The organism is Actinoplanes campanulatus (assembly GCF_014647795.1).
Taxonomy (GTDB): Bacteria; Actinomycetota; Actinomycetes; order Mycobacteriales; family Micromonosporaceae; genus Actinoplanes; species Actinoplanes campanulatus.
Genome location: NZ_BMPW01000015.1, coordinates 20,227 through 45,410 on the forward strand (window position 1 = coordinate 20,227; position 25,184 = coordinate 45,410).

Below are 25,184 nucleotides of genomic sequence, written 5' to 3' on the forward strand. Positions count from 1 at the left end.
GTCTTCCCCGAATCGTCATGGCTACTAGCGCCGCCAGATGACCTGACCGGCCAGGTCGTGTAGCTCCAGGCGGCCGTCGTCGAAGAGCACCAGCCGGTCCGCAGCCGTGCCGTAGGTCTTGGTGTCCCACGCCGGTGTCTTGTTGGCGCGGTAGATCACGAGGTTGCCGTCGGGCTGCATGACCGTTTCCGCGCCCGGGTTGCCCCAGGTGTTGGGCGTCCAGACCGCCGCACCGTTGCGGTAGAGCACCAGGTTGCCGTCCGTCTGCATCCGCAGCTGGTAGAGGCTGTCGCTGGAACGAAGGATGTCGCCGCCCTTCATCACCTCGTTCTCGCCCAGCACGTTGGCGGCGCTGGTGTCGGTGATCTGGTGCTCGTACATCAGGGCGACCGCAGCGTCGGTCATCGCGCCCTGGAACACGGCGATGTCGTCGATTCCGCCGCGCCACTGGTCCGTCAGTGCACCATGATGGAGGCTCTGCCCGACCAGCAGCGGGCCGCCGGCATTGAACGGGGCCTCGGGCAGGGTTGTGGCATTCTGCCGTTGGCCGTTGACGTAGAGGCGGGTCTGTTTGGCGCTGGCGTCGTAGACGGCGGTCAGGTGGGTCCACACGCCGGCGACCGCGTCCGGGGCGGTCGTGTTGTGGATCGTCGAGGCGTCGGCGTTCTCGGAGTCCTGCGATCCGACCGCAAACGTCCACTCGTTCGCGTCCGCCTGGTACCGCAGCGAGAACGCACTCTCGTTCGTGCCCCGTTGCGCGACGACGGCGTGGTTACCGGTCTGCCCGGTGGCGGGCATCGCCCACACCGAGACCGTGTACGACACGTCGGTCCGCAGCACCGGCCGGTCCTGCCACAGCGTGTACTCGTTGCCGTCGTCGTCCGGTGGGGTGAGACCGGTCTTGACCGCCGACCTGCCGTACTCGGACGTGCTCTCCGGTTCGGTGCCGTCGCCAGCCGGGAAGTACTGGTCATCGAGCCACAACCCGAACTTGGTCGTGTCGCGGCCAGCCCCGATGTCGGAGCCTCGGCTCAGTGCGAGCCACCGGCCCCAGGCGGTCCGCGGGTCGGGCGCCTCACAGTAGTCGCGCAAATCAGCCCGGCGGCACCAGGTCGCCGCCTCGAAATTCCACGCCCCGACCTGGATCGGCGTCAGGATGCCCGGCTCGTCGAAGCCGTTGCCGTCCGGATCCGAGGCCAGCCGTCCGGTGAAGTCCTCCGGCACCAGCACCCGGTCGAAGACCTGAACGTCGGCGATCGCACCCTTCCAGAACCCGCTCGCGACCCCACCGGCGAAACCGCGGCCGACCGCGAATCGTCCCGTCGCCGACCACGGGGCAGCAGTCCGGTCGGCCTCGGCCACCAACGTGCCGTCGACGAACAGGCGCATCTTCTTCTCGACCGCGTCGAACGCGCCGGCAACATGGGTCCACCGGCCTGTGTCGGCTGTGGTAAGCGCGCTGGGCGACAGCACCGCGGCCACGACGCTCGACTGTGCGCTGGTGTCCTTCATGACGAACGACCAGTATGGCGCCGGTGTAGTGCCGCTACGGCGTACCCCGAGTTCGAACCCGGCCGCGTCCGCGCCGTCCTGAGCGGCGAATTTCAGGTCGGCGGTGGGCGGCGCGTCGAGGCGTACCCAGGCGCCGACGCTAAAAGATCCGGCCGTGTTCACCACAGCGGCATTCGTGGTCGCAGCGGACGAGGTGCCGTTGAACGTCGCGGTCTTGGCATCTCTTAACCGGGCGTTGTCTTCCCATATCACGTTCGCGGCGGTCAGCGGTGAGTCGACCGGGGCGGGTAGGCGGTCGGCCAGGGCCCCCGTCACGGAGGTTCCGGGATCGGTCTCCAGGCCCCACCGCGCCACCGGGGCGACAGGCTGGCCGACGACGGTGAAGTTCACTACCCCGGTGCCCTCGTTGAGGGTGGCGTCGATGGCTTTGAGCTGCAGGCTGTTGGTGCCCAGGTTCCGGGCGGTCACCTCGACCTCGGCGAATTTCGGTGTGGTTGTGGAGGCGGCGACCGCCTTGGTGGCGGCGTCCCAGCCGTACTGGAACTTGGTGACGTCAGTAGCAGTCGATTCGATCCGGATGCGGACCTTCCGCCCTGGCGCGGACGCGTTGGCGATCACCGTTCCCGTCACGGGCGGGACTTCGGTGTCTACATAAAACTGGCACCAGGCCGACCACGGACCCGTCTGGAAGTATGGATCCCGGTCGGTGGCCTTGGCACGGAAGGCGTACTTCTTGTTCTTCACCACCGACACCTCGGCGCTGGTCGCCGCACTGCCTGGTGTGACGCTGGTCTTGTTCGGTGGCGCCGTCTTACGTGCCGGCGACGTGTTCGTGACGGCACCCATCCCCGCAGCCGGAACCTCGATCCACTCGTAGGCGCCCGTCAGCGAGTCATCCGCCCCGTCAGGGTCGTTGAAGGTCGCCGTGAACGTCGGGGTGAGCGTCCCCACCGACACTGCGCCGGTGCCGCACGTCATGCCCGCCACCTGCAGTTTCGTGGGAGCGGTCGGCCTGTTGTCGTAGTTGGCCTGCAAGACGGCGTTGTCCGGCAGGAACTTCTTCCACCGCGCCTGTGTCGACTCGCCGTCACCTCCGGAATCGCGGGCCGTGAAACCCACCGTGACGTTCGGCCAGCTCTTGTCGGATGCTTCCTGCACGAACTTCCTGACAGGCTCCCCCGTGAAGATCATGTCCTGGTCGCCTTGGATCACCCCGCAGCCGCCAGCCTGATTGGCGCGTCCGGAGGCGCTGGCCAGGTAGCGCAACAGATCCATGGCCGACCAGGTGGCCTTCATCGTCGCGTTGATCGCCGAGGTCCAGTACATCGACGCGATCGTCTTGTCGCAGGACCAGGAATGCTCCAGCTTCATGTCGATGTGTGCGGACTCGATGTGCTTCCCGATCAGCGTCCACTTGCCCACGGTCATGTTGAACTGGAAGAACGATCGATAGAGGGCACCGGTGTCCGGGTTCAAGCCGACTCGGGCGGTGGAGTAGTCGGTGTTCGTCGAGCCGTTGTTCGTCGCGTACGCCCACTTCGCGTCGGCGATCGACCATTTCGGGTCGACGTACAGCGGGAACGCGGCGCCCTCGAGGAGCGTAGCGTCCGGCCGCAGCACCAGATCCCCGCCGGCCAACGCCACCGACACCGGCGCGGTTCGCGCCGCGTCCCCGGCCGCTTCGTCGGTTGACGGCGTGGGGGGTTGCGTCTGCTGGACCGAGCGCGTCTGCGGTGTCGCGGTGCTCGTCGTCCTCGAGTCCCACATCATCGCCGGCTCGGTCGAGGCCAGCACGGAGCCGTTGTGCACTGCCCGCAATCCACTACCGATCGGCTGGATTTCGGCGTCGCCGCCGAGATCGAAGTGGACCTCGCGGACGGCGTCCTGGGTCGCCGCGGTCGCCGATTTGATCACCAGAACGTGGGTGAATCCGGTCTCGGTCGCACGCACTACCAGGTCGACTCCGGACAACACCTCGGTGTAGGTGGCCGAGTTCTCGAAAACCGTGGGAGGCGGTAGCGTTCCCGGCCACGACATGGTCATCGTGCGCCCGCCGCGGGTCAGCGTTACCAGCGGAGCGATGCCGCCGTTGGAGAACGCCACATCGGCGACCGACGCTGCCGGACGCAGCAACCCGTCAGCACCGGGACTCAGCCGCAGGTCGACATCCGCCCACCCGGCGCCCCGCCGCACCCGCGCGGGCTGCACCGACGACTCGAACGTCATGCGCCCATCGGGCTGGGCGATAACCTGCGAATACTCGTTACGCAGGGCGTCCACCACCACCGGCACGCCGCAGCTCGCCGCCATCTCGACAGCCGCCGACTCGGTGCCCGCAACATCGCTACACGTCGCCACCGCGGGTGTCGCCAGGCTCGGCACACCAAGACCAGCAATCGTCAAGCCTGCTACCAGACAGGCAGGCAACATCCTTCGCCACATAGCGTCCCCCGATCGATGCACGGCAGCACCAGGACACTACGAGCAAGATCGAATAATGGCTAGATATCGATAGCTTGTCTATTGCCCCAAAGCAGACAAAGTGTGCGAGCAGGCCTTGTGATCAAGTCATCACAACGAGATGGGCAAGCATGCTTGATCAAGATCCACATCGCACGGTACGGGCACGGATGGCCAGCTGCACACCGATTCTGGCCTGAAGGTGTTCCGGCAGTGGCCATTGCCAGCCGGGTCGATCATGCACTGAGCCATGGTGGAGCCGTCGGTGGTGAGGCACTACGGTGGTGATCGCGTGATCGCCACCGCAGTGCCGTCTGCCTTCTAGTCTTCCGTCTCCTCGCTCAGGGCCAGCGGATGCGGTTCGCCCGTCAGCCCTGCCAGCGCGGTGGCGACCTCCTGCAAGGTCGCCTTCACGTACCGGGCGGTGGTGCCAGTGTCGTTCGGTGATTCGGCATGGCCTGCGTAGGCGAGTGCGACGCCGTATCCGTAGACCCGTTCCACCCAGGTCAGGGTGGTGTGACGTAGCCAGTGCGCGGACACGCCTTGGGCGGTCACCCACGGCAGGGTCCGGCCGAGGCGCACGAACAGGCCGTCGTAACGGCGCCGGCCGACCGGGCCACCCGTCAGATACCGCAGCAACAGTTCATCCTGCGGGGCCCCGCGCTGATGGACGTGGTGCAGCAGGAACGACATCAAGGTCGGTGACACCGGCTGGCGCCGGAAGGTATTGCCCTTCTCCCGCAGCATGACCAGGCACTGCTGGACGTCCAGGTCCATCGGCCGAACCTTAAGCAGGCCGCCGCGGCGGCAGGCGGTCTCGATGTGGAACCGGACGATCAACGCGTCCAGCTCCGGATCCCTCCCGCCCGTCGCCGCAGCCGCCACCAGCTCGCCGAGCCGCTCATCCGGCAGGGCGATCCGCTGCGACGTCGGACGGCGGGGCTTGGACACCTTCTTCGCCGGGTCGTCGGCATCAGCGATCAGCCGGTCCGCGACCGCCCTCCGATACACGCACCGCAACGCGGCGATCAGATGCTCGCCGGAGCCGGTGCCGCCCCTGAAGTTGCGGCGTTGCACCGCGTCGGCCTGGAACTGGCGCATCAGCGTCTCGACCTCGGTCGGCGTGACCTCATCCAACCGGCGATCACCCCACCGGTCCACGACCTTACGCAGATAGTTGCCATACGTACGCGCTGCCCCGGCGCCGATCGCGGCTAGGACGACGGGCACGTATTCGGCGAACGTCGGCACCTGCCGGCGCACGCCTGGCACCTGCAGCAGGTCATCGGTAGTGATGCCCATCTGCTCGAGCATCATCCGTGCCGCTTCGAGAACCTCGGGTTTGACCCTGCTCGCGGTCATCGCTCACCGCCCAGTACCGCGGTGTGGACCGGCATCGACCAGCGGTCCAAATGCACCATCGGATGCACCACCAGCCAGCCCGGTACGAGCAGCGCCGCCAGCAGCACCCGCTCCCGCAAACCGATCGCCACCGCCCGCCGCATACCCGCGGGCAGGCGTAGGCAGCCGCGGCCGCACACTGCTTGGCCGCCGGCCTCGTCGGCGTCCACGACGATCACGCCGTGGGCGACGGTGAACGTCACCCGCTGCCCGGGTTCCCAGCCGAGCGCGGCCATGACCCGCACGTCGGAGATGCGGCCCTTGTCGTCCAGGGCGCACATCCCGAAGACCGCTTCCCGACGCGGAGGGGGCGGCGCGTCGGGAAGCGGCAGCGGTTTACGGCTCACCGAAGCGCGACGGACCACGTCGCGGCGGTGACCTTCCCGGTCGCCGGTGCTCATCGTCGGCACCAAAGCCGGCAGCGGAATGCCCCTCACCACAGCGGCCACCCGCCCGAGTAACTGCGCAAGCAGAGCTGCGGGTCTACAGTCAGTAGTAGGAGAACTGCCCCGACAACTCCACAGCCGAGGGCTTCACCAGCCCGGCAGGCGGCAGATCGACCGTCGGTGGACAGGCGAAGAGCCTGAACCCGGGGTGGCGAAAATGCCGCAGCACGGTGTTCAGGCGCACTCGTTGACCACTTGTCCGAATGTGTAAGGAATGCCGCAATTGAGGGGAATAGTCCCCCCTCGGACACAAACTAAATCCCCATGAGAGTCCGCTACAGGCTGTGCCTGGACGCGGACTTTCTGTGTATCCGGGTGATAGGTGAGCCGAACCCCCAGTTGCTGGTAGACGGCGGCCCGGTCGGCTGGATCCGCCTCACCCAGGACGACGCCGATGTCACCGAGTTGCGCGACCAACTCTGTTATCTGTGCCGGGGTCATCTGCGGAGCCCGTGACGGCGGTGGGGCGTTCAACACCCGGGCAGCCTTCGCGCGCTCGGTCTGGGCCTCCTTGATCCAGCCGGTGACAACCTCCGGATCCGCGCCCGCTTCCAGTGCCGCCCGGTACGTGGTGAGCTTCGCGTCCCAGTTGGCCACCTGGACACGAGCCTGGCGAGTGGCCTCGCTCTCGACAGGTTCAGGAGCTTGGGCCGCCGCCATCATCGCGACGGTGCGATCGATGCGCCCGGGGCGGAACGCGGCAGCCAGTGCGTCGTCGAGAGGGCCGACGATGTCCCGTTCTCGCAGGTAGACGTTACGCGGGTGGACGATCTTGTTGGCCAGGGCGTACTCCTCGGGGTAGCGGCACCGGTAGTAGGCCTCCCCGTTCGAGCGCTGGCCCTGCATCTTGCGGTGGCACAGGCCGCAGTACACGCGTCCCTTGAACACGTATATGTGGCGGCTGCGGTGCTGCTTGTGCTCGAATCCTGGGCCGTCACCGCGTCGTTGCAGTACCTGCTGGACCTGGTCGAAGGTGTCGGCGTCGATCAGGGGTGTGTGCACGATGTCCTTGGAGATCACCCACTTCTCCTTCGGGTTCCACCGCATGATCGTGGTGTGGCCGAGGGCGACGTCGTCGACGTCGAGCAGGACCTCGTCGGTGCGCTGTTTGTTCCACACCTGCCGCCCGGTGTAGCGCGGATTGGTCAGGATGACCCGGATCGCACTCTTGGACCATGCGGTCCCACGCCGGTGGGGGTTGCGTGCGCGGTCGTAGGCGGAGGGGCACAGGATCCCGTCCGCGGTGAGGCCTTCGGCGATGACGTAGAGACCGTTGCCGGCCAGGAACTCCGTATAGATGCGCTGCACCACCGGGGCGGTGTTCGGGTCCGGGACGAGGCCGCGAAGCTGCCTTCCGTCGGCGGCCTTGGCCGGGTTCGGATGCGGACCCAGGTTGGCCAGGGTGTAGCCGTAGGGCGGGCGGCCGCCGAGGAACCTGCCCTCGACCTGTGTCTGCGACGCCATCGAGGTACGGACCCGCACCTTGATGCGGTTCCGTTCACCCTTACTCATCCCGCCGAAGACGGACATGACCAGGTCGTGGGCCTCGTTGTCCGGGTCGATCGGTCCACCGACCTCGGGCACCCACAGCCCGCCACGCATCGGCGCGCATCCGGCTTCACCCAGGCCGACCTCGCCGCACGTATCGGGATGTCGGTTCAATGGGTATCCGCCGTCGGACAGGGCCGAATGCACGCCGAACGGCTGACGGACCTCGTGAACATCAGCAACGTGCTGGGCTGCAGAATTGACGACCTGATCGGGCGGCCCCTCGACTCCTTGACGTCGGGCAGCCTGCGGGCGCCCCAGGCGGAGGCCATCGCGGCGGTCCGTGCGGTCATCATGAGAGCCGCCGTTCCCGGTCCAGAGCCGCGCGAGATTCCTTCGCTGGATGCGATAAGAGACCGCGTTGCCGACGCGTGGTCCCTCTGGCACGGCTCGCCCGTTGCGCACTCGACGCTAGGCCGGCTGCTTCCGGCCCTGCTCGACGACGCCATCGCGGCACACCGCAATGCCGACGATCGCCGCCAAGCTGCCCGGCCGCTGGCCTGGGCATACCAGATCACGCGGCAGTGGCTGCATCACATTCCCGACGGCGACCTGGCGAGGTGCTCGCTGACGCCGGGTGCTTCACCACCCGGGCGCAGGCCAGGACCGCGATCGCCGCTTTCATCGATGAGTACGACCACGACCGGAGGCACTCGACGGCGGGCCGGCTGTCGCCGACGGCCTACGAGGCCCGCGCCCGCGCAGAGCAGACAGCATGAGATCAAGACGGGATGCGGCGGCTGCGCCGCCACTGATCTCCGACCCAACAAGATCCAGGAACTCAAGATCGAAGTCTCTACGGTTTCAGGGGATTGCCACGTCGCCTGCGCCAACCGACGCGCCGACCGCCGTTCACCGACCTCATCACGGCTGCGACCAGCAGCTACTCGAACATGCAATGACCCTGCATCCCCCGACTACGAGTTGATCCCGCAGCCGTTATCCCCCGCACACCCGTCACGAGGCTCAACATCCGGCGGAAACATCCAAAAGCCACCCCGCACGAACTACTTGACCGGCCCCGCCCTTTCATGGATGACCTGCAGATCAGGTTGGAAGGCTCAGTGATCGCATCTTCACGCAGGTCAGCATCTCGGCTATTGCGGTTCGAAGTAGATATGCATCTCGAAGATCGGCTGACCTGGGTAGCGCTGATGAGAAACGCGCCTCCACAGCAATGCCTGGATTTCAACGGAGCCATCATTCTTGGCAATCCATTGTGCTGCCCGGTTGAATACTTCGGCCTCGCTGTCACCGTCAATACATACGGCCGCCACACTGTCGTCCCGACTTTCTTTCCACACAGGTATGCACTCCAATTCGCATGCTCGGTGCCGCGGTGTGCCGTACAATCTTGAAAATCTCACAAGAGTCGATGCAACCGCACTATCGATACATCCAGCAATCACCCGCTCGAATGAATCGACCTGTTTAAGACGATGCGCACAGCAGGAACCGAGCTAGGCGTTGCCACCTCAGAACAGAACCGCAGGCGCCAAAATGGTAATACCCGCCACCAGGAGACGGATCGACCACTTCATTCGGGCGAACCTGCGGTTTGCGATGAGGTTCGCCGCCCAGATCTGCGAGGCGACTGCTCTCTCGGCCGTCTCGCAGATCAGCCGCCAACGCGAGCCAGGCGTTGACGAAGCGCTCGCGATCGCCACCGAAGCGCCGGTCCACCTCGCGGTAGTGGTGCAAGGATTCGGTTGTGCTTTCCTGCTGGCGCGGTACGAGGGTGTATAGAGCCAAGAGAGCGCTAAGTCCTACAGCGGGCACAGCAGCGATGACGAGCCCATGTGCCCAAACCGAAGCGCTCGGACCCCAGAGACTGCGCGCGGTCCACAGCTGGCTTTCCAGAACACCGGCGGCTAAGCAGCCGCCGCCTTCACGTCGGCGAATCGAATCACTTCTTTGGCTTGTTGCAGCGCAGCCCATCCAGCCTGACTCGCCCGATCCTGGTTTGCATCGTCGTCATTCGGAATCATGCCTATTCCTCCAGGTGCCGCTCGTTTGCGAGGGGGTCCAACTGATCCGCGAGATCGCTTCGCCCGAAACTTCGGAAGACCACACCCAACTGGCGGACGAGATGAGCAAGTTCGTCGTCGCTCAGACCACGGAGAAAGTCACGTATTAGCTCCGCGAGTGCATGATTCGCGGGCGGGACGATTCGTTCCGCTGGCCGCAGTTCGCCAGCGATATCGGCGAAAGCGGTGCTGCTCAATACCTGCAGATCGCCAGGGTGCCGGGTGTGCCAATACATGCGGGCAATGTCGGGCTTCGTGAAAATGTCGTCGCGCAGGTACTCGAGGTATCGCAGCTCCCGCCGACGGCTTTCCCGTTCCGCATTCTCTAAACGGCGCGTGCGGATGAGCCGTCCCCACATCCCGGTTAACCTTGGCCAACGGGGTCGACGTGCGCGAGCGCCTCAGCGATGTGGTCACGGAGGTCACGGCGATCGGGGTGGGCCACGTCTTCCGCACCGGGCTGCCACGTGAACAGCATGCGCTGGAGGCGAACAATCCGCCTACTGCCGCCCGACGAGTACCGGACGACGTCAACGAAGAATCGGACGGCCAGCTCCCGGTCGGCGGGCGACCCTAGCGCGTTCGTGAGGGTGGATGAGCCGAACTCGTCGGCAGGGACAACCATCGACGGATCCGTCAGTGCCTCACCGAAGGCTCGCACGAGATCGCGGAGCGTCCCGTCATGTTCTGCCGCGACAGCAAGAGGGTGCACCTCACTAGCGGCGAGCTTACTCGCAATTCCCCAGGCAGTGCCGAGCCGACTCGACTCCCCCATCCAGGTCGTTACCGCCCGGATAATGCGGTGCCGCAACTGTGGGCGCTTCCATAGCATCACCACTGCGGTGATAACCTCTTCTCGTACCGCGCTATCGCGTCGGCCCGCAAGATGGCCCAACCTGGTAAAGGAAATACGCGGGTAAGATTCGGCCATATCCCCCGCGCAGACTCTGGCGATCACCCGTTGCAACTTCACGTCGGTCGAGTCTGTGGACGCCCAGTCATACAGTTGAGCTCGCACCTGCTGGCCTACCTCTTCACTGACGGCGGCTGCTGTAAGCGCCCGAAGAACCACGTCATGTAGGTTTTCCTCGTCGGCCCAGCGCTTCAGCTCGTACAACGGCGCCACGTCGAAGTGCCTCAGCACGATCTTGACCATCATCTCGGCAATCTGATTTCCGAGATCCTGGGCCTCCTGTCGGCCGCGGCCCAGGGGCAGCCCTACGGCCCACTTCCATAGCCCTGCCCGGAAACGGGTTTCCCTGTCGCCGTACAGGAAAGACAGTGTGGCTTCGGCGTAGCCCGGCTTACGGAATCGCAGTAGGCCATCCTGTATGTCGGCGTCGATGGCCTCCTTCAAAGCGTGCAGTCCTGCCGCTGCAAATCCTTCCGCACGGTAACTGGGCAGTCCGCTCACATTGTTCCCCAGTTCGTCGAGCACGTCGAGGATCTGGTGCGCGGGTCGGCCTTCTAACATGGCCGCCGCTGTTAGGAAGAGGCGTTCGCGCAGTCCGTGCTGCTTGTCGTCAAACCAGCGACTGAGAACTTCGCGCCACCCTCGGTAGGCGCCCAAGGTGTCAGTTACCAACTGATCGAGGCTGATGTCTTCGTCTGTCCCGGCGGCGTCTTCAAGAATCCGTGCAAAATGGGCCGCATCGGCGACTGAGGCGCGGTCTAACAGGTCGGCTACCGGTGTGTGGGCCAGCACGGCATCCACGTCGACTGCCTTCGCGAAGGAATGGTGCCGCAGCACTTCCACTCCAGATGGAGGGATAGCTTCGAGGACGTGCGGACCACCGAAGCCGCCGGCGGCCCGCCAGACGTCCGGACTGGCAGTGACGAGCAAGTGAGCGTCCAGGTCCGACAGCAACGCAGCGTGGCCCCGGATTTCCTCGGCGACATGCGGTCCGACGAGGCCGGGCTGGCGAGGCAGGCGAAGCAGATAGACAACGCCCTGCTCGGCCGGGAGGTCAGTACCCGCGAATTGCCCGGACTGCTCATCGTCGATGCGAATCCGCTCAAGTCGACGACCCTGCTCGCTGAACTCCTTTAATAGCGCCTCGGCTGCCGTGCCCAAACCCGATCCATACTCGCCCACAACGACGACAAAGGGTGACGTGGCGAGCAGGGCTGCAGCACCAGCGCGGTCCAGTTCCGGCCCTGTGGATATCCGGTAAGTGCGGGGCGCGAAACGCTTGAGCACCTCCTCAATTCGGCCACGGTCAAGCCGCTGCGCAACGATGAGCCGGCTCAGGAGGCGGGTCTCGTGCCGGTGCGTGTGCATACCGCCGTAATTGACGCCCGCGTACTGCCCGTAGTTTCTGAGCTCGGTCGTCTCGCTCATCCCGTTGCCCCTTCACCCTGGTGCATGCCACCGTGGTTGATCTGGGCTACCTGTCCGTAGTTGGTGCTCAGGAACGGCGAGGATGGAATCGTGGCCGTATGGTTCGCCGGATCGGCGGTTTTGGTGGGGTCGCTCTCAAATGGGCGGCCTGGCTGGGCTGGCAGGTGGAGCCAGGCGGGCTGGTCGAAACTCTTGCCTGCAACCCGGGCCGTCACGGGGACGAAGTTGTCAGGATGCAGGCCCGCGTATCGTCCGCGGACCACATCGTCGTAAACTCGCTCTGAGATGATCATTGCGACGAGGGCGATCTCTGGGCTGACGTCCCGCAGCGCTTCCTTTATGACGTCCGCGTCGAGCAACCGATGGGTGTCGTTGCGGGCCGCTCCGTTACCCGTGCTCGACGGCGCTGCCGAATCGACCGGTAAGGGCCCCACGTGCAGGCTGACGCGCAGGCGTAGCGCTACCTCGCCGGGATGTTCGTTGCGGCGCTGCGCGAGCCGATCCTGGAGCAGCACCGGGAACGGGTCGATAAGGAACGGCAGGATGCGCGTTGGCAGACCGACGGCGAACCCGTCGCCTGTGTCCCCGAAAAAGAAGGGCTCAACCCAATCTGCCTCAAGGCCGGCATCGCGCATTGCGCTACCGACGACCGACTTGATGGCGACTGAGGTGTCCTCATGGGCGCTGGCGGGGAGCTTGGTGAAATCCTTGGCGTCAACGGCAAGGATCGCCCGATAGGGCGGCAGCGGGCGGGATGGAGTACGGCTGATCGTCATTGACTTTGGCCTCTCCGATGGTGGACTGGCTGACCAGGTCATCGTGCCGGGCACCGAACCCACGCTCTGCCCACTATTGGGCGCTCAATAGGTGATGGGGCTATCACCCGTTCGCCCGACGGCGCAGACCTTCAGCCTCCAGGATGGTGATACGCCGCCGACCGGTATCGATGAAACGCTCAGCCCTCAACACGCCTAGGGCAAGAACTACTGCGTTACGCGATGCCCCCACGAACTCTGCGAGATCCTGCTGCGGCAGGAAGATGGTCGTGCGCCCGCGCTCGATCGCTGCGGCGTCGTGCAGGCGGACGAGTGCCCGAGCCACCCGATCGAGAACCGGTAGGACAGCTAGCTCGGTCCGCTGGCTGTCGGACTCCCGCAGCCGCCTGAACGTATAGCGAGCGAAGCCGGTGGCCACTTCTCGCCGTTCCAGGAAGAGTCGAAAATCCGGCCCACGTAGCAGGCGGCAGGTCAGAGCGGTGAGTGCGGACACCGATGCAGATCGCTGGCCGCCATCGACAGCCGCGATGTCACCGATCAGGTCGCCCGCAGATCGGACGGTCAAGACCGTTCTACCTCCCACAGCCTCGCTTCGGACCACCTTTACGGCCCCGGCCAGCAAGACGTAGACATAGTCACCGCTATCACCCTGACGACACAGCAGGTCGCCAGGACGGAAAGCCCGCCGGACGCCGGACGTCGCAAGGTCTACCCAGTCGGCCGCCGAGATGAAGGCGCGAAATCCGTGAGCAACTTCTCGCTCTGCATCAGACACCACAGGGTAAAACTTATAATGATCGATTCCTTATGCCGAGTATCTCTTCGGTTGTCCCGTCACAGTTGACGCTTGAGACTCGCGATCTACCCGGCACATGACATGATCATCGTTCGACTTTCTTGATCACGTATTGTTGCGGCAGCGCGAGGCCTGGGCGCCGGGATTGGTCCGGACGCGATTGCCGATCGTGGAACTGCGACATGAGATCGTCGTGGCCAGGCGTGCGGGTGCCGAAAACCTCATCCGCCCTGGTCACAGCCATCTCGAAAGCCGACGAGTGTAGGCAGGACTCGGGTTGGTTTCAGCGACCGGACCTCGGCGATATTCGATGCGGAGCGCTCCGCGAGGATGATCGGTTGTGTTGCTGCGACTGGCGTACCTCGGTGTGACCAACACCCTGGCTCTGCTGCGGCTGTTGCCGATGAGCGACCGTGACAAGGATGCCGAGATCCTCGCGTTGCGACACCAGATCACGGTGCTCGAACGGCAGCTTCATGGCGACCGGGTCCGGTTCACCCGGATCGACCGGGTCTGGCTGGCGGCTCTGCTGCACCCGCTGCCACGAGCTGTGCTGCACCAGTTGCGGCTGGTGGTGCGCCCGGAGACCGTGCTGCGCTGGCATCGTGATCTGATCGCCCGCCGGCATGCCAGGAGTTCCCGGACTCGCCGGTCGGTCGGGCGGCCACGAACGGTCCGGTCGATCCGGACGCTGGTGCTGCGTCTGGCGTCGGAGAACACCGCCTGGGGCTACCGGCGCATCCACGGCGAACTGCTCGTCCTCGGCGTGAAGGTCGCCGCCTCCACCGTCTGGGAGATCCTCAAAGACGCCGGCATCGACCCGGCACCCGAGCGTACGAGCATTACGTGGGCGACATTCCTGCGTTCCCAAGCCCAAGGTCTCATCGCGGCCGACTTCTTCGACACCGTGACGCTGACCGGCGCCCGCCTCTACATGCTGGCCGTAATCGAGCACGCCACCCGCAGGGTCCGGATTCTCGGCGTCACGCCCCATCCGACCGCCGCCTGGGTCGCGCAGGCTGCCCGGAACCTGGCCATGGACCTCGAAGACACCGACTGCCAGGTGAAGTATCTGATCCGCGATCGTGACGGCAAGTACCCGGCCCTGTTCGACACGATCCTCGCCGACGCCGGCATCGAGGTCGTGCTCAGCGGCGTCCGCATACCTCGGATGAACCGATCATGGAACGGTGGATCCAGTCCTGCCGCCATGAACTGCTCGACCGGACTCTGATCTTCAACCAGGCCCATCTGCTGTACGCCCTGCGCGAGTACGAACAGCACCACAACGAACATCGGCCGCACCGAGGCATCGCGAACGCACGACCCCTGCGAGCATTACCCGACCCGACTACCGAACCAGCAGCGCTCGCACGGCTCCGCATCCATCGACACGACCAACTCGACGGACTCATCCACGAATACGAACATGCCGCTTGACCAGCACGGATGTCATTAGCGGCACCCGCAGGGCCGGAGGACCTTGGTCGCCGACCGCGGCTCGTGGGATTCATGTCACCTTGCCTCGACGGATACCCCCGGGGGTATCTTGAAAGTGTCGCCGGCCGCCAGTCAGGCCGTTCCGTGCGCGTCGGCGGGCCGGGGCAGGCGACAGCGGCGCGCGAGTGGATCGATTCGCGCCGCCAGTGCGGATCGACGTGGCCGAGTCCGGGCTTGCCGGTACTGCCTGGGGTAGCTTTCTGATGGAGGTGGGTACTGGTGGAGATGAGTCCGGTCCTGCTCAGGGACGCGTTGACCCGACTGAAGCGGGCGCAAGGACAGCTGGGCGCGGTCATTTCGATGATCGAGAACGGGGAGGACTGCAAGCGGGTTCTCACTCAACTGGCCGCGGTGTCCAGTGCCGTCGATCGGGCCGGGTTCAAAATCATCGCGACGGGTATGCGCGAGTGCCAGGCCGCCCGCGAACGCGGCGAGGAGCCGCCGATGAGCGATGAGGAACTCGAGAAGCTGTTCCTCTCCCTTTCCTGATTGATCCGCCCTCGCCGCCCGCATAGGCGGCGAGGCGGTAAGACCTTGGCCGCATTGCGCTTCTCATATACCCCCAGGGGTATCTACTGAATGGAGTTCAAACGTGACTTTGAGACAGATTCTGGTGGATGAGCTGAGCGTGGAGGTCGTGCAGACCTCGTCTCTGGGCGACCGCAGTTACCTGGCCCATGACGGGCAGGTCGCGATCGTCGTCGACCCGCAACGCGACATCGACCGGATCCTGGCCCTGGCTGCCCGGCTCGGCGTACGGATTACGCATGTCGCCGAGACTCACCTGCACAACGACTACGTCTCCGGCGGCCTGGCCCTGGCGAAGCTGACCGGTGCCACGTATCTGGTCGCCGCCGACGACGAGGTGGGCTTCGAGCGCCGGCCGGTGGCCGACGGCGACGAGATCACCGTGTCCGGCCGGATGCGGCTGCGAATCGTGGCCACGCCCGGACACACCTTCCACCACCTGTCGTACGTCCTCGACGGCGACGCCGGACCGGTCGGGGTGTTCACCGGCGGGTCGCTGCTGTTCGGCACCACCGGCCGCACCGACCTGCTCGGTCAGCAGCACGCCCACACCCTGGCCGAGCATCAGCACGCCTCGGTCCGGCGGCTGGCGGACCTGCTGCCCGACGGCGCGCAGGTGTGGCCCACCCACGGTTTCGGCAGCTTCTGCTCCGCGACGCAGTCGGACGCGCCGGAGTCGACCATCGGCCGGGAACGCACCGCGAACCCGGCGCTGCGGCTGGAGACCGACGACTTCGTACGGGAAACACTGGCCGGCCTGGACGCGTATCCGGCGTACTACGCGCATATGGGCGCCCGCAACACCGCCGGCGCCGACCTGATCGACCTCACCCCGGTCGCCGCCGCCGACCCGGCCGAACTCGCGGCCCGGATCGCGGCCGGCGAATGGGTGGTCGACCTGCGCAACCGCAAGGCGTTCGCGCACCGGCACCTGACCGGCACCCTCAGCTTCGGCCTCGACGGTCCGATGTCCACCTGGCTGGCCTGGATGGCCCCGTGGGGCGCACCGATCACCCTGCTCGGCGACAACCCGGAACAGGTGGCCGACGCCCAGCGGGAACTGGCCCGGATCGGCATCGACCGGCCCGCCGCCGCGGCCATCGGCGAGCCCGAGCAGTGGGCCGGCAGCGACGACACCCGCCTCGCCCGGCTCACCACCGCCACCTTCGCCGACCTGGCCACCGCACGCGCCGGCACCCCGCCGCACGGCCTTCCCGAGGTGGATGTGCTGCTCGACGTGCGGATGAGCAACGAGTGGCGCGCCGACCACATCGACGGCGCGATCCACATCCCGCTGCCCGACCTGCCCGGGCGCCTCGCGGAGGTGCCCGGCGGCGCGGTCTGGGTGCACTGCGGTTCCGGCTATCGCGCCGCGGTCGCCACCAGCCTGCTGCAACGCGCCGGCCGGCAGGTCGTGCACATCGACGACGCCTATGCCGACGCCGCCGACGCCGGCCTGGCCATCATCCCCGGACACTGAAACAGAACAGGAGCACCGCACCCTCATGACCACCCCGCCGACCGGCACCCCAGCCGCCCTCGACGTCCCCGCCCTGCACCACCTGATCACGACCGGCCACGCGCCCCGGCTCATCGACGTGCGCACCCCGGCCGAGTTCGAGACCGCGCACATCCCCGGCTCCTACAACGTGCCGCTGGACCTGCTGCGCGAGCACCGCGACGAACTGCGCAACCACCTCGACGAGCAGGTCGTGCTGGTCTGCCGCTCCGGGCAACGCGCCGTCCACGCCGAACAGGCCCTCGCCGGCGCCGGCCTGCCCAATCTGCGGGTGCTCACCGGCGGCATCACCGCCTGGCAGGCCGCCCACGCCCCGGTCATCACCGGCACGCCGCGCTGGGACCTGGAACGGCAGGTCCGCCTCGTCGCCAGCGGCATCGTGCTGCTCGCCGTGCTCGCCAGCACGCTGGCCGAGCCGATCAAATGGGTGGCCGCGTTCATCGGCGCCGGCCTGACCGTCGCGGCGCTGACCAACACCTGCGCGATGGGGATGATGCTGGCCAAGCTGCCCTACAACCGCGGCCCGCGCACCGACCTCGACAGGTCGTCACCGCACTGACCGGCGATCGGCGGTAGGTCCTGTGCCTTGTCGACGCGCTCGCTTCCGGCCGACGCACGAGGGTCGGCCGGGCCGGGACCCGTCATGATCGCCGCTGTCGGATTCGGGGCGCTCATCGGGATCCTGCTCGGCCTGCTCGGCGGCGGCGGCGGCTCGATCCTCGCCGTGCCCGCCCTGGTCTACGGTGCCGGACTCACCCTGGCCGCGGCCGTGCCCACCTCCCTGCTGGTGGTCGGTGTCTCCTCGGCCACCGCCATGCTCCCGCGCCTGCGGGCGGGGTTGGTGCAGTGGCGCATCGCCGCCATCGTCGGCGGCACCGGCGCCGCTGCGGCGTTCGCCGGCGCCGCCATCAACCGGCTGCTCGACCCGCGCCTGGTTCTGGCCGGGTTCGCCGTGCTGATGGCGGTCGCCGGGTGGCGGATGCTGAGCGGCGCCGACGACTCCGGCGGCGACTGCGCCCTGCCCGGCGGCGGCGTCAACTGGCGCGGCTGCCTCCCGAAGTCCATCGCCGCCGGCCTCGGCGTCGGCTTCCTCACCGGCCTGTTCGGCGTCGGCGGCGGCTTCCTCATCATCCCCGCCCTGGTCCTGCTGCTCGGCCTGAGCATGCTCGCCGCCGTCGCCACCTCGCTGGTCATCGTCGTGGTCAACTCGGCCGCCGGATTCGCCGCGCACGCCGGGGACGCAGCCATCGACTACCGCATCACCGCGGCGTTCACCCTCGCCGCCATCACCGGCTCCCTGGCCGCCGGGCGGATCGCCGGCCGGCTGCCCACCCAGCGGCTGCAACGCGCCTTCGCCTGGCTCGTCTTCGCCATCGCCGCATTCGTCGCCGTCCAGGCGATCACCAACCCCGTCACGGCCTGACCGCATCAACACCTCATGGACGAGGTCCGGGCGTGCCGCGCGCCGTGTGGATCGGCTTCGCGCTCGTCTCCGGCGTGCTCGTCGGCGTCACCGCCGGGCTGCTGTCCGCCGGCGGCGCCACCATCGCGCTCGTCCTCGCCGTCGTGCGCTACGCCACGGGCGAAGGAGCATGAAACCCGAACCGCTCGTTGCGGCTGGTGACCCGCTTGAACTGCGGAAACACGCAGGCATACTATCGAACATGCGTTCGATTTGACCGCGGTGGGTTTGGCGGAGGTGGTCGGAATGGCGTCTCGCAGCACTCCTTGACGGTCGACCGGGAACTGGGACCTTTCCAGTTGGAAGGTCCTCGAACTGGTCGAGGACCGGGAAGGAGGAAAACCGTGACGGGCGGCCCCGAGGGAAGCCGTCGATGGTGGCAGAACTGGGCGGCGGTGGCGGCGTTGATCAGCGCCTTCGCCGCTCTGCTAACCGCCATCGCGACACTCGCAGGTGTTCTGAATGGGAGCGGCCCCGCCTAGCCGGACAGCTAGAACAGGGCCGCATGTGGTAGCTGGTCCGCCCTCATCGTTTGCCGCGTCGGGGGCGGGCCTTCTACGTGTCGAGCGGGCGATGACCCGCTCGATCCCGATTTTCGACGGATACCTCGCCGAGACGCCGGTGACGTCGCGCTCTTGCCCGCGAGACTAACCGAGTCCGGCCGCTCCGCACCACACGTATGGCGATGGTCGACTTCGCTGCAGCAACACCTGAGCAGGGGGAACCCGTGATCAGACCGGCCACCCCCAGAGAAGGGACGTTCTCGCGATGGCCGGGCAGATGGCGTACGCCGGGCGGACGTTGCGGGAGGACGAGTTCGCGGCGATCGCCGCGCTGCCGTGATACGACGCCCGACGCACTCCTGCTCCCACGACCGCTTCGCTGGCCCGAAACTTCCGGTCGCGATCTCGGTCGAACGCCGGGCCGCGCTGGTGTACCGTTTCGGACTCGGCGGCATCCGACTGGCCACCAGGCCGCCGAGGTGGTGCTCCGCGGCTGCACCGCGATTCTCGACGACCTGGACCGAGAGCCGGTGATCCGCGGGCCGCCCCGCGAGAAGACATTGACATTCATCGAATGTTAACCCTAGCCTTCGGTCGAAGTTCCGGATGTTTACCGAAACTTTCGAAACGTCTTCTTGCTCGGAGGAGGACCGCAGATGTCCGAATTAGCCCTACTCGGGGCCGAACTTGTGGCCGTCACCGTGCTGGTGTTCGGGCTCTACTTCCCGCGGCACCGGCGCCGCGACCTGGTGGTGGCCTACTTCGCCGTCAACATCGGGGTGCTCGCCGTGGCCGACGCGCTGCGCACCAGCGGCGCCGGGGCGGGCCTCGGGCTGGGGTTCGCGCTGTTCGGCGTGCTCTCCATCATCCGGCTGCGGTCCACCGAGCTGGACCAGCACGAGGTCGCCTACTTCTTCTCGGCGCTCGCGCTGGGTCTGCTGGGCGCCCTGGAGACCAGCTCGATCTGGCGCAACATCGCGCTGATGGGCCTGATCCTCGTGGTGCTGGCGATCGTCGACAACCGGTGGGTGCTGGGCCGTTACCGCCAGCAGATCATCGTCCTCGACTCGATCGTGACCAATGAGGACGAGCTGATCCGCCGGCTCGAGGACCTGCTCGGCGCCAAGGTCTACTCCGGCCGGCTGCTGCGGGTCGACCTGATCAACGACTCCACCGTGGTCGACGTCCGGTACGCCGGCCGGCCCGGCAAGCTGATCGCCCCGGTCAGCCCGCCGACCTACGCGGGGCAACGATGACCGCGGCCGTCGCGTTCGACACGCTGGGCGCGTTGCCCGCCGTCAGCCTGGCCGAGATGGATCAGCGGGCCGCACTGCAGTGCCGGTTCGACCGCAAGTACCTCCTGCCGGCCGGCGGGGCGCGCCGGCTGCTCGCCGAGCTCGCGCCGGTGGCCCGGGTACTGGAGATCGACGGGATCCGCCACTTCACCTACGAGTCGCTCTACCTCGACACTCCCGATCTGGTCAGCTACCTGCGAACCGCGTACCGGCATCGGCGCCGTTTCAAGATCAGGACCCGGACATACGTGGACTCCGGCTCCTGCTGGCTGGAGGCGAAGGTGCCCGGCCCGCGCGGCAGCACGGTCAAGTACCGGGCGCCGCACGTGCCCGGGCAGCCGCACCCGACCGAAACCGGGCTCGCCTTCCTCGACGAGGTCTTCGCCCGGCACGGCCTGTCGCCCGCCGACCGGGCCGGCCTCACCCCCGTGCTGCGCACCGCCTATCTGCGGTTCGCGCTGCTCATGCCGGGCGACAGCCGGGTCACCGTGGACACCGATCTGCGCTGGATCGCCGACGGCCGCGAGCTGCGGCTGCCCGGCGTCGCGATCGTGGAGACGAAGACCGGCTCGACCGCCGCCGAGGCTGACCGCCGGCTGTGGCGCCGCGGCCATCGTCCCGTCGCCATCTCCAAGTACGCCACCGGCCTCGCCGCGCTCCGCGCCGACCTGCCGGCGGCGCCGTGGCGCCGGGTCCTCCGACAGCACTTCACCCTCAGCAGAGAGGACCTGCTCCATGGGTAGGCACACGATCCGGACCGTCACCCTGGTCATCCTGGCGATGCTGCTCACCACGGCCGGCGTCCCGGCCGCGGCGGCCGCCGACGAGCTCGCCGGGGACATCACGTTCTCGGTGCCCAGCGGCACCTTCCAGGGCTCGGTGTCGGTGACGCTGGGCACCGCGATCGCCGGTGCGGAAATCCGCTACACCACTGACGGCACCCGGCCGGCGACCGCCTCGGCGGTCTACCCCGGCCGGCCGCTGACCCTGACCGGCACCACCCAACTGCGGGCGCAGGCCTTCCTGAACGGCGCGGCCACCGGCGCCCCGGGCACCGCGCTCTACGTGGCTCGCGCCGTGGACACCCAGCACGACCTGCCGCTGCTGCTGATCGACAACTACGGCAAGGGCAAGCCGGGCCGCGACTACATGGACGCCGCCGCGATGGTCTTCGACACCACGGCCGGCCGGACCTCCTTGTCCGCCGCACCGGCCGTCGCCACCCGCACCGGCATCCACCTGCGCGGCCAGTCGTCGGCCATGTTCGAGAAGGCGCCCTACCGGCTCGAGTTCCGGGACGACGCCGACGACGACGCCGACCACCCGGTGCTCGGCATGCCGGCCGACTCGGACTGGGTGCTGCGCGGGCCGTTCAGCGACAAGTCGCTGATCCGCGAGGCCCTGGTCTACGACCTCGGCCGGGAGATGGGCCTGGCGACGCCGCGCTACCGCTTCGTCGAGCTCTACCTGAACACCGACTCCACGCCGGTGGCGGCCGCCGACTACCAGGGCGTCTACATGCTGGTCGAGACGATCAAGAACAGCAAGGACCGGCTCGACCTCAAGCAGCTCGAGGAGGAGGACACCACGCTGCCGAAGATCGCCGGCGGCTACATCTTCAAGTTCGAGTGGCTGGCCGCCGAGGAACCCACGCTCACCTGCACCGGCGCCGCCGCGACCTGCTGGAACTTCCTCGAGGTCGAGGATCCGTCCCCGCTGAACACTTCTCAGCGTGCCTGGCTGACGCAGTACCTCCAGCAGTTCCACGACATGCTGCACAGCCCGCGGCTCACCGACCCGCAGACCGGCTACCGGACCTGGATCGACGTCGGTTCCTGGGTCGACCTGATCATCCTCAACGAGCTCAGCCGGGAGATGGACTCCTATCTGCGCAGCACCTACTTCTACAAGGACCGGGAAGGCCCGATCGTGGCCGGGCCGCTGTGGGACTACGACCTGACCTTCGGCGTCGGCGGCTTCTTCGGCAACGAGCAGACCGCCGGCTGGCAGTACCAGCAGACCCGGAGCCCGCAGGCCAACGACTGGTTCCAGATCCTGCTCGCCGACCCGGCGTTCCAGAACGACCTCAAGACCCGGTGGCAGTCGTTGCGCCGCGGCCTGCTCGCCACCACCTCGCTGACCAGCCGGGTGGACGCGCTGGCCGCGCCGCTGACCGCCGCCGCCCAGCGCAACTTCCAGCGCTGGCCGAACCTGGGCAGCCGGATGGTCGGGCCGTTCATCACCGACACCACGCCGAGCTGGGCCGGTCAAGTGCAGGTGATGCGCACCTGGATGACCCAGCGCGCGGCCTGGCTGGACGGCTCGTCGGCGTGGGGCGGTGCCACCACCTCGCCGTCACCGTCGGCCTCGGCCTCCACACCGCCGCCCGGAGGTGGGTGCACCGCGACCTATACGCAGGTCGGGCAGTGGACCGGCGGCTTCCAGGGCGAGGTCCGGGTGACCGCCGGAACGAGGAGGATCAACGGCTGGACCGTCACGCTGTCCTTCGCGAACGGCCAGCGGGTCAGCCAGGTCTGGAACGGGACGATGAGCACCGGCGAGACGGGGGTGGCTGTCCGCAACGCCGCTTACAACGGTGGCCTGGACGCCGGGGCGACCACGACCTTCGGTCTGCTCGGCTCCTGGAGCGGCAGCAACACCCCACCAGCGGTCACGTGCGCCGCCGGTAGCGTTGGGTGATCCCGCTCGGACACGTCGAACCCCACCAGGCATCAGGTTTCACGTGATGCCTGGTGGGGTTCTGTGCGTTACGCCGATCCACGTCCCGACATGGCCGGTCCGTCAGTAGAACGGTGAATCGGGTAGACGTTAGGAGCGCCGTGAGCATATTCAGGGTGGGGCAGGTGGCCGCGAATCACACCCCGCGCCGCACCAGATCCGCGACCGTCGACCGGCAGCCGGGCGCGACGCCCGTCATCAACGCGAGCAGCATCACCGACCTGGGCAAGGCCTGCCTCGTCTACATCCCCACCGAGATCGTCACGCTCTATGTGGTCGGCACATCGGCGCTGAACACCCCGGGGTCGCCGCCGGCCGGTGGCCAGTGGCTGCTGATGATCGTTTTCCTGGCGCTGACCCCGATCGCGGTCTGGGTCAGCTGGCTGGCCGGGCTACGGGCGCAGCGCAAGGACCGGCCGCGGCGCGTCGCCGAGTGGCCATGGGTGTCGATCCTGCTCGCCACTCTCGCCTTCGCGATCTGGGCGTTCACCCTGCCCGGCACCCCGTACGAGACGGTTTCCTGGTATAGGCCACAGGTCGGCAGTGTGGTCCTCGTGGTCGGCACCATCGTCATCGGCTACATCGGCGCCGTCTTCGAATCGCCGAAGCCGCCACTGCTCGGTGAGCCCGACGGGCAGAGCCGACAGGCGGGCTGATGCGCTACGAGGAGTTCGACCTGCGCATCGCAGCGGACGGTGACGAGGGCGTGCACCTCACCCTGTTGACGTCACCGGCCGGCGAGTCGGAGGAGCACGGGCCGAACCTGTTCACCGCCGAGGATCTGGAGCGCTTCCGGCGGGCGGCCGACCCCACGTCGGCCGGGTTCGACGCGTCGGGCCAGGAGCTGGAACGACTGGGGACCAAGCTCTACCGGGGCGTCTTCACCGGGTCCATCGAGACGATGCTGCTGCTCAGCCTCGATCGGCTCCGCTCCGGCGCCGGCCTGCGGATCCGGATCCGGATGGACGCCACCATCGAGAGCCGGGACCTGCCCTGGGAGGCAATGTACTGCCCACCGCTGCACCGTTTCCTGGCCCAGTCGGTGGAGACCCCGGTGGTGCGGCACACCTCGATGCCCACCCCGCCCGCCACAGGCGCCCCGGTCCGGCCGCCGCTGCGGGTGCTGGTCGTCATCGCCGACCCCGAGGACCTGCCCGCGCTCAACACCGAACGTGAATGGCGGCTGCTTCACCGGGCGTTCGGGCCCCTGCTGGAGAAGGGGACCGCGGTGCTCGACCGGCCGGCCACCGGAGGTCGCGACGACCTGATCCGGACGCTGTCCGAGCGCCCGTACCATGCCCTGCACTTCATCGGGCACGGCTCGGAGCAGGGGCAGCGCGGCGAGGCGGTGCTGCATCTGGCGGATCCGGTGACGAATCTGAGCCAGCCGATCACCGGCCGCGAACTCGGCGTGCTCCTGGTCGACCACCCGTCGATACGGCTCGTTGTGCTCAACTCGTGTCTCGGTGCCGGTGGTGGCCGTGCCGACATGACCGGGATGGCCGGTGCGCTCGTCCGGACCGGTGTTCCGGCGGTTGTGGCCATGCAGCATCGCATCACCGACGAGGCGGCCGAACGGTTCGCCGCGGAGTTCTACCGGGGCCTGGTCCAGGGCCGGCCCGTCGATACGGCGATCTCCACCGCCCGGAACCGGATGTTCGTCACCGGCTGGCGGGCCGAGTGGGCCACCGCCGCCCTCTACATGCGATCGCGTGACGGCGTCGTGCTCGCGCCGCCGTTGGGCAAGGCCACCCAGCCGAGGACCGGAGCCGCCCGGTCGACGGCCGTGGCCGGAGGCGGCGCCGTCCGCTCCCTCGGATCCCGGCCGGACACGCCCAGCCCACTGTGGATCGCGCTCCATCAGCCGAGGGCGATCGTCACGTTCTTCACCGGGCTGATGTTCGGGGTGCTGTGGGCGGCCTTCTTTCCGATGGTGTTCCGCCAGTCCGATGAGCCGGTCCGGATCTCCGTGCCGTCCTGGGGCGGCTTCATGTACCTCTACGAGCTGATGACCTGGCTGACGCTCTTCCCGATCTTCCTGGTCGTGTGCGGGCGCTGGCCGGTGGGTTCGGTGCTGGCGCTGGCCGCCGGGCTGTGGCTCACCATCCCGACGACGATCTACATCAACGGTGACGAGAACCAGTTCTTCGCAACGCTGGGCGGCTGGTTCCTCTCGATCGCGACCCTGACGATCGTCGCCTATCTGGCACGCCCCGTCGGTCGCCGGATCAGCGCTCTGCGACGCCGGCGCAGACGCGTGTGATCTGAACAGGCGGCGAACCTCATGAACGACGGTGGGCCCGCCTGAGCGGCGGGCCCACCGTCGTACCG

21 protein-coding genes are annotated in these 25,184 nt (G+C 67.4%); 13 read left to right on the top strand and 8 right to left on the bottom strand.

The features are described 5' to 3' along the window. Positions 1-24: 24 nt before the first annotated feature. The 4 genes from IEZ13_RS26925 to IEZ13_RS26940 form a co-directional block, all read right to left on the bottom strand. On the bottom strand, positions 25-3,915 hold the full coding sequence (locus IEZ13_RS26925) for a LamG-like jellyroll fold domain-containing protein (protein ID WP_306421546.1): 3,891 nt from the start codon (positions 3,913-3,915) through the stop codon (positions 25-27). A gap of 378 nt (positions 3,916-4,293) precedes the next feature. Further along, entirely contained in the window at positions 4,294-5,334 is a 1,041-nt protein-coding gene (locus tag IEZ13_RS26930; protein WP_183218293.1) for a tyrosine-type recombinase/integrase, read from the bottom strand. Next, the gene (locus IEZ13_RS26935; protein ID WP_183218291.1) at positions 5,331-5,774 is read right to left on the bottom strand and encodes a hypothetical protein; all 444 of its coding nucleotides are present in this window, start codon (positions 5,772-5,774) and stop codon (positions 5,331-5,333) included. The genes IEZ13_RS26930 and IEZ13_RS26935 overlap by 4 nt, the downstream gene beginning before the upstream one ends. A gap of 219 nt (positions 5,775-5,993) precedes the next feature. After that, positions 5,994-7,421 carry a recombinase family protein gene (locus IEZ13_RS26940; RefSeq protein WP_183218289.1) on the bottom strand — a complete coding sequence of 476 codons (1,428 nt, stop codon included), beginning with the start codon at positions 7,419-7,421 and terminating at the stop codon, positions 5,994-5,996. Between the two features lie 48 nt (positions 7,422-7,469). Between IEZ13_RS26940 and IEZ13_RS47970 the strand changes: the two genes are divergently transcribed. Beyond that, entirely contained in the window at positions 7,470-8,435 is a 966-nt protein-coding gene (locus IEZ13_RS47970) for a hypothetical protein (RefSeq protein ID WP_372441880.1), read from the top strand. A 922-nt stretch (positions 8,436-9,357) separates the two neighbouring features. On the opposite strand, the gene IEZ13_RS26950 is transcribed toward IEZ13_RS47970, so the two are convergent. From IEZ13_RS26950 to IEZ13_RS26965, 4 genes are all read right to left on the bottom strand, one after another. Next, a complete protein-coding gene (locus IEZ13_RS26950; protein ID WP_183218285.1) occupies positions 9,358-9,753 on the bottom strand; it encodes a hypothetical protein in 396 nt (131 codons plus the stop codon). A gap of 5 nt (positions 9,754-9,758) precedes the next feature. Next, positions 9,759-11,735, bottom strand: a complete 1,977-nt coding sequence (locus IEZ13_RS26955; protein WP_183218283.1) for a hypothetical protein — start codon at positions 11,733-11,735, stop codon at positions 9,759-9,761. Then, a complete protein-coding gene (locus tag IEZ13_RS26960) occupies positions 11,732-12,511 on the bottom strand; it encodes a hypothetical protein (RefSeq protein ID WP_183218282.1) in 780 nt (259 codons plus the stop codon). The genes IEZ13_RS26955 and IEZ13_RS26960 overlap by 4 nt, the downstream gene beginning before the upstream one ends. Before the next feature lie 103 nt (positions 12,512-12,614). Further along, on the bottom strand, positions 12,615-13,289 hold the full coding sequence (locus IEZ13_RS26965) for a Crp/Fnr family transcriptional regulator (RefSeq protein WP_183218280.1): 675 nt from the start codon (positions 13,287-13,289) through the stop codon (positions 12,615-12,617). A gap of 358 nt (positions 13,290-13,647) precedes the next feature. Between IEZ13_RS26965 and IEZ13_RS26970 the strand changes: the two genes are divergently transcribed. The 12 genes from IEZ13_RS26970 to IEZ13_RS27020 all read left to right on the top strand — a co-directional run bounded on the left by IEZ13_RS26970 (position 13,648) and on the right by IEZ13_RS27020 (position 25,116). After that, positions 13,648-14,541: a helix-turn-helix domain-containing protein gene (locus IEZ13_RS26970; protein WP_183218278.1), complete on the top strand. Its 894-nt coding sequence runs from the start codon at positions 13,648-13,650 to the stop codon at positions 14,539-14,541. Continuing rightward, complete coding sequence (locus IEZ13_RS46825) at positions 14,490-14,747, top strand: integrase core domain-containing protein (protein ID WP_221245157.1); 258 nt, start codon at positions 14,490-14,492, stop codon at positions 14,745-14,747. The genes IEZ13_RS26970 and IEZ13_RS46825 overlap by 52 nt, the downstream gene beginning before the upstream one ends. A gap of 285 nt (positions 14,748-15,032) precedes the next feature. Further along, positions 15,033-15,296 (top strand): metal-sensitive transcriptional regulator, encoded by a 264-nt coding sequence (locus IEZ13_RS26975; RefSeq protein ID WP_221245259.1) that lies wholly within the window; start codon positions 15,033-15,035, stop codon positions 15,294-15,296. A 121-nt stretch (positions 15,297-15,417) separates the two neighbouring features. After that, complete coding sequence (locus tag IEZ13_RS26980; RefSeq protein ID WP_183218419.1) at positions 15,418-16,815, top strand: MBL fold metallo-hydrolase; 1,398 nt, start codon at positions 15,418-15,420, stop codon at positions 16,813-16,815. A 25-nt stretch (positions 16,816-16,840) separates the two neighbouring features. Beyond that, positions 16,841-17,413, top strand: a complete 573-nt coding sequence (locus tag IEZ13_RS26985; RefSeq protein WP_183218274.1) for a rhodanese-like domain-containing protein — start codon at positions 16,841-16,843, stop codon at positions 17,411-17,413. 84 nt (positions 17,414-17,497) lie between these two features. Next, the gene (locus IEZ13_RS26990; protein WP_183218272.1) at positions 17,498-18,277 is read left to right on the top strand and encodes a sulfite exporter TauE/SafE family protein; all 780 of its coding nucleotides are present in this window, start codon (positions 17,498-17,500) and stop codon (positions 18,275-18,277) included. Between the two features lie 32 nt (positions 18,278-18,309). After that, positions 18,310-18,450, top strand: a complete 141-nt coding sequence (locus IEZ13_RS26995) for a hypothetical protein (protein ID WP_183218270.1) — start codon at positions 18,310-18,312, stop codon at positions 18,448-18,450. A 1,025-nt stretch (positions 18,451-19,475) separates the two neighbouring features. Next, positions 19,476-20,075, top strand: a complete 600-nt coding sequence (locus tag IEZ13_RS27000) for a DUF4956 domain-containing protein (RefSeq protein WP_183218268.1) — start codon at positions 19,476-19,478, stop codon at positions 20,073-20,075. Next, positions 20,072-20,857, top strand: a complete 786-nt coding sequence (locus IEZ13_RS27005; protein WP_183218266.1) for a polyphosphate polymerase domain-containing protein — start codon at positions 20,072-20,074, stop codon at positions 20,855-20,857. The genes IEZ13_RS27000 and IEZ13_RS27005 overlap by 4 nt, the downstream gene beginning before the upstream one ends. Further along, the gene (locus IEZ13_RS27010; RefSeq protein ID WP_229795075.1) at positions 20,850-22,814 is read left to right on the top strand and encodes a CotH kinase family protein; all 1,965 of its coding nucleotides are present in this window, start codon (positions 20,850-20,852) and stop codon (positions 22,812-22,814) included. The genes IEZ13_RS27005 and IEZ13_RS27010 overlap by 8 nt, the downstream gene beginning before the upstream one ends. Positions 22,815-22,954: 140 nt before the next feature. After that, complete coding sequence (locus tag IEZ13_RS27015; RefSeq protein ID WP_189285753.1) at positions 22,955-23,509, top strand: hypothetical protein; 555 nt, start codon at positions 22,955-22,957, stop codon at positions 23,507-23,509. Beyond that, positions 23,509-25,116: a CHAT domain-containing protein gene (locus IEZ13_RS27020; RefSeq protein WP_183218262.1), complete on the top strand. Its 1,608-nt coding sequence runs from the start codon at positions 23,509-23,511 to the stop codon at positions 25,114-25,116. Before IEZ13_RS27015 ends, IEZ13_RS27020 begins: the two co-directional genes overlap by 1 nt. Positions 25,117-25,184: the final 68 nt, after the last annotated feature.